Raw genomic sequence first — 4,360 nt, 5'->3', positions numbered from 1 at the left:
GTGTATGCAAATGAATTAAAGTCTTGTGAAAGCTACCGAATTTCTCTTTGGAATTTGTTAGTTCTTGATAAACAGACTTTATCTTGTTATTAAACCCTCTCACTTCTACTCTCCTAAAAATATAAATTGTTTATTTTTCAAGTAATTCATTAAGTCTCTTTTCCCCCACCTTCAACATCTCTTTCTCTACCTGACTCCACTCCCCAAACAGTAACTCTTGAAGAATATCTGCTGCTGGAGCTGTATTTTCTTTTGAATCATATACACAACTTCTATCTCGTTGATAAATTTGAATTCTTTCAAAGATAGCTATTTCTTCCAATTGTCGTGTATTATCAACTAGATGATTTACAATGAAATCATGATGTTCTTTTGGAGTTGCGCGTGCTTGATTTGGATTGATAGCGTACAATTCTTCGTATCGGATAAGGGNGCTCAGATAGGACAATTCGGGCTTTGTTGCGATTATGGCTAATTGTACTTCATATCCCTTACTTTTCAAGTGTTGTGCTGTTTCCTTTGGAACATCAATTGTTCGTAAAGTTCCCTCTATCAAAAGATTGTATCCCAAATGACTCAATTCGGTTACTAGAGACTCTACCATTTTTCCCGCAAAATCTTTGGTGTATTCAACGCTATCTTTGCCATATTCTTGCTGCAGTTCTAAATAGTGTGGGTGCTGAGAACGAAAACTATCGCCATCTATGATAACAATATTTCCTTGAAATTCTTTCTGTTTAATTCGATGAATTGTAGTCTTACCAGCACCACTTTGCCCTCCAAGCAAAATCGCTATAGGTTGTTTACTGGACTTTTTTCCTCTTGTCAGTGAGCGAAGGTTTCGCTCTAAAGCATGTTTAAATGCACTATCAGTATAATCTTGGATATCCATTAGGCTACCATCCGTTTTTCAGATATCTCTAACATGCGCTCAATTCCATCCAAATAGCCGCTATATCTCTCTATTTCATCAAAAGTTTCAACTAAATAGATATTCGTATGAATCAAGTCAGATAGATCATCACTCATTAAAATCCAAGGATTAGATTCATCATCAATGCTAATTCCCTGACTATCTTGATAACGATAAAGTCGAGATAATAGATTAGCACCTCTTTCTTTCACTATTTCAATTTTTAAAGTCAGTTNATAATCTTCAACAGGATTAAGCATTTTGTCTTCTCCTACAATATCGACATAAGATACATTAAACTTTTGACAAATGATGTCTATTAGCTCCGTAGAGACTGAACTAGTTCCATTTTCATAACGACTCAAGCTATTTCGAGAAATTCCTATAATTTGGGCAAATTCGGGTTGTGTTAAGTCGTGTGTTTTACGTAAGGATTTTATGTTCTTTCCAATCATGGCAAACTCCTTTATTTTTATAATTCAATTATAGCATAAAAAAGCAGAACGCACCAATTTTGGTGCGTTATTGACTATTTTTCCTAAATCTCTCTAAATTCTTCTCCAATTGTTCCTTATGAAGTTGATTCTTAGCTTCCTTTAATGTGTCGTCCAAAGTTTCTTCTCTGTAAGTTGCTTCTGTTTTTAGTTGTTCTGATCCTTGATCTGGAGTGAAAATGATATCTAACAGTCGGTCTATTTTTTCAAGATCTTGTACAGACATATCAGATAGTCTATGAATTAGCTTCTTAAATACATCACTATTGTCTTGGTTTTTCTTAAAAAGTTTTGTAAACATCTATAACCTCTCAAAAAAAGCAGCCTATCAGGACTGCTTAGTGTAATTCGGAAATCGCATCATAAATTGACTGCAATTTCTTATTGTCTTTATTCTTTGTGTCGATCAACGTATGTAGCTCTTCAATTTTCTTTTGACTACTTTGAATATCGCTATTGTTATCTGCAATAAGTCTTTTAAGATGTTGCTGATAACTTGTAGTGATATCTGTCTCTTTTCCTGTTCTAACCTCTGTAACTTTGGGTTTAGAACTAGAATTTGATTCCGTCACAGGTGCTTGTTTACGCTTTTGAAAAGCTGCTTCATAATTTACATCATTACCTCCTTGATGATTTCCAAATAAGGCCGCAATTTTATCTGGATCTTCTTGATTTTCTGATTTACTCTCTAATGGTTGATTAAAATTCCAATCTTTTGTCATTCACTCATTTCATCCTTTCTAAATTCAGAATCATCGAATTGTCTTTCACTACCGAAGGCATGGTCAAGAGCTTCTTCAAAACTCATGTGACTAATGCTTTGACGTCTTTTGAACGTCACAAACATCGCTGTCTCCAGTTGCTCTTTGTAAGAAGCGAGCTTTTCTGTCTCTCTTGCTACCTTGCTTTCTTGCCTAGTGACCTTTTCTTCTAAGCGTTCGATTATGGTCATATACGATCCTCCTTCATTCTAATATTAGCTAAAACATCTTGATTTTGTTATCACAATTCTAAACATTGAGAAGTTTGTCCTACTGGTTGATTCCCCAATTGCTCTTTTGCAGTCTCAAGCATAAATTGNAAATCTGATTTCTTTTCTCGAAGGACATCATTCCAGTCTACTTTTTCTTTCCCAGATTCATTATCAGGCAAATCCAGTAAAACAGGAAATCCTGATTGAGATAACTTATCAGAAAAATCTTTACCTGCATCATCACAATCTACCGCAAGTGTCAATAAATCAGGATGATTATCAAAATAGCTGGTGGTATCACGAATTGTATTGATTAAAGGCAATAACTTTGAAGGTATTACTGTATCCAAAAATTCTAACTTCTGATTTTCTTCAGCTATCAGTCGTAAAGTTTGATAAGCAACAACAGACTTTTTTAATCCCTCCATAGATACCAAACGAACATCAGATAGACTTTGTTGATGAAGTTCGTAATAGCTCATCAAGTCGACGAACGATTCACAAAAGACCAGTCTTTTTGGTTTACCAATGTCAAAGGATATTCCAACATGTCCATGGCTTCCTTTTAGAATCGTTTTTAACCTCTCTCTTGGGATAGAATGATTCTTATAAATCCCTTGTAGGCTTGCTGCCTGCAGTTTGTGTCGATGATCAAAGCTTTTAAAAACAATAACAGGTTCAACAGTTTCATTTGTTTTCCAACTGGCTTGTGACATCAAACCTTGTTGAATCATCTTTTGTATGATTTCTTCTGAAATTCCTCTACATTCTGTTAAATAATATCTGGCCAGACTACAGTTAGAATCTTCTATTCTCTTTAAAGGGTAATAAAATGGTCTCTCTCTTTTTTCTTGAACAGCTTCTTTTTGAAAAGGTTCTTCAGAAAGAAAGGCTAGAGCTTCTTTAAAGGATATTCCCTTAACAAGTCGAACAAAATCAATGACATCACCTTGAATATCTCTTGAAAACCATTTAAAAGTATTGGTAGTTGAAAAAATCCGAAATGAATCGTGTTCAGAATGCTCATAGACACTGTTCGAAACTTGTTTAAAGGAGATACCTAAACGATTGGCTACATCTAGAATTGAAATTCGCTTACATTCTTCTATTTCCATGCAACATCATCATTTTGTCGTAGTATTTGGCAGTGATGGAATAGATGATGATTCTTCTAAAGTTTTAGGAGTTGCCTTATCTAAATCATCTAACCCAGATTTCCAAACCTGTACTTGATTGACCAATAACTTACCTGGTAGTTTCGAATAGGACAATTTAACAGTTCTTGTTTCTGTCTGATTGGTTTTTGATTGGTTGGCATTCTTTAAATCGGATACATAGGTTACATTATAAGAGACCATGGCAATAGCTTGATTCGTAGTCTGATTGACAAAGATATCAGCTTTTTCAAAATGATAATCCAAAATATAGTCCTTATAAACTTGGTTCATGGCATCGTTTTGACTTGTCAATTCTTGAGAATAAGCTGATTCAGTCATATAAGGTTGAATACGTGTATTATTTTCTCCGAGCTTTTCTTTCGTATAGTACTGAGTCAAAAATTCTTTTACAGTATCCGATGACAAAATGCTGGCTTTATCTTCTTCTTGTTTGTCCTCTACAAGTTTAGCTGCAGCCAATTCGATTTCTTTGCGACTTTGTTTAGCAGTAGAATGTTGACCAGCAGTATATCCCATCATGAGAATAAAGCTAGTTGCAGCCACTGCTCCAACACTAATTAAGGCTTTAGTTTTGACTTTATTTAACATCTTAGACCTTCTTTCTATAAAAACTAGGTCAAGAATAACAAAAAGAACTTGTAAGTTTTATCACATCACAACGAAAGGTAATTCCTACATTTCAGGCGCAAAATCGTACAGTTCAGAGAAAAAAATCAAAACTAGATGTCTTCATCTTATAATGTAACTATGAAAAATTTAAAAGAAGAAAATTTGAGAAGAGCTCTTTCTCATATTGAACGAC

The 4,360-nt window shown here is 34.4% G+C and carries 7 protein-coding genes; all 7 read right to left on the bottom strand.

Annotation, left to right across the window (positions count from 1 at the left end; genetic code table 11):
* Positions 1-130: 130 nt before the first annotated feature.
* The 7 genes from pezT to D8872_RS10475 all read right to left on the bottom strand — a co-directional run bounded on the left by pezT (position 131) and on the right by D8872_RS10475 (position 4,146).
* Positions 131-892 (bottom strand): type II toxin-antitoxin system toxin PezT, encoded by a 762-nt coding sequence (pezT, locus tag D8872_RS10505; RefSeq protein ID WP_125390873.1) that lies wholly within the window; start codon positions 890-892, stop codon positions 131-133.
* Positions 892-1,368 carry a type II toxin-antitoxin system antitoxin PezA gene (gene pezA, locus D8872_RS10500; RefSeq protein WP_125390872.1) on the bottom strand — a complete coding sequence of 159 codons (477 nt, stop codon included), beginning with the start codon at positions 1,366-1,368 and terminating at the stop codon, positions 892-894. Before pezA ends, pezT begins: the two co-directional genes overlap by 1 nt.
* 67 nt (positions 1,369-1,435) lie before the next feature.
* Complete coding sequence (locus tag D8872_RS10495) at positions 1,436-1,708, bottom strand: hypothetical protein (RefSeq protein ID WP_037612719.1); 273 nt, start codon at positions 1,706-1,708, stop codon at positions 1,436-1,438.
* 37 nt (positions 1,709-1,745) lie between these two features.
* Positions 1,746-2,129: a DUF5945 family protein gene (locus D8872_RS10490; protein ID WP_002933294.1), complete on the bottom strand. Its 384-nt coding sequence runs from the start codon at positions 2,127-2,129 to the stop codon at positions 1,746-1,748.
* Positions 2,126-2,359: a DUF5965 family protein gene (locus tag D8872_RS10485; RefSeq protein ID WP_037612720.1), complete on the bottom strand. Its 234-nt coding sequence runs from the start codon at positions 2,357-2,359 to the stop codon at positions 2,126-2,128. Before D8872_RS10485 ends, D8872_RS10490 begins: the two co-directional genes overlap by 4 nt.
* 50 nt (positions 2,360-2,409) lie before the next feature.
* The gene (locus tag D8872_RS10480; protein WP_125390871.1) at positions 2,410-3,495 is read right to left on the bottom strand and encodes a toprim domain-containing protein; all 1,086 of its coding nucleotides are present in this window, start codon (positions 3,493-3,495) and stop codon (positions 2,410-2,412) included.
* Between the two features lie 9 nt (positions 3,496-3,504).
* The gene (locus tag D8872_RS10475; protein ID WP_037612723.1) at positions 3,505-4,146 is read right to left on the bottom strand and encodes a hypothetical protein; all 642 of its coding nucleotides are present in this window, start codon (positions 4,144-4,146) and stop codon (positions 3,505-3,507) included.
* Positions 4,147-4,360 lie beyond the last annotated feature (214 nt).

The sequence above is a fragment of the Streptococcus cristatus genome, assembly GCF_003943815.1.
GTDB lineage: Bacteria > Bacillota > Bacilli > Lactobacillales > Streptococcaceae > Streptococcus > Streptococcus cristatus_F.
The sequence above is the reverse complement of the archived record's forward strand: the minus strand, read 5'-3'. Positions and strand labels throughout refer to the sequence as shown.

Coding starts and splice junctions, on each gene's coding strand:
- D8872_RS10495 (WP_037612719.1), bottom strand. CDS start 1,708: ATGTTTACAAAACTTTTTAAGAAAAACCAAGACAATAGTGATGTATTT.
- D8872_RS10490 (WP_002933294.1), bottom strand. CDS start 2,129: ATGACAAAAGATTGGAATTTTAATCAACCATTAGAGAGTAAATCAGAA.
- D8872_RS10485 (WP_037612720.1), bottom strand. CDS start 2,359: ATGACCATAATCGAACGCTTAGAAGAAAAGGTCACTAGGCAAGAAAGC.
- D8872_RS10475 (WP_037612723.1), bottom strand. CDS start 4,146: ATGTTAAATAAAGTCAAAACTAAAGCCTTAATTAGTGTTGGAGCAGTG.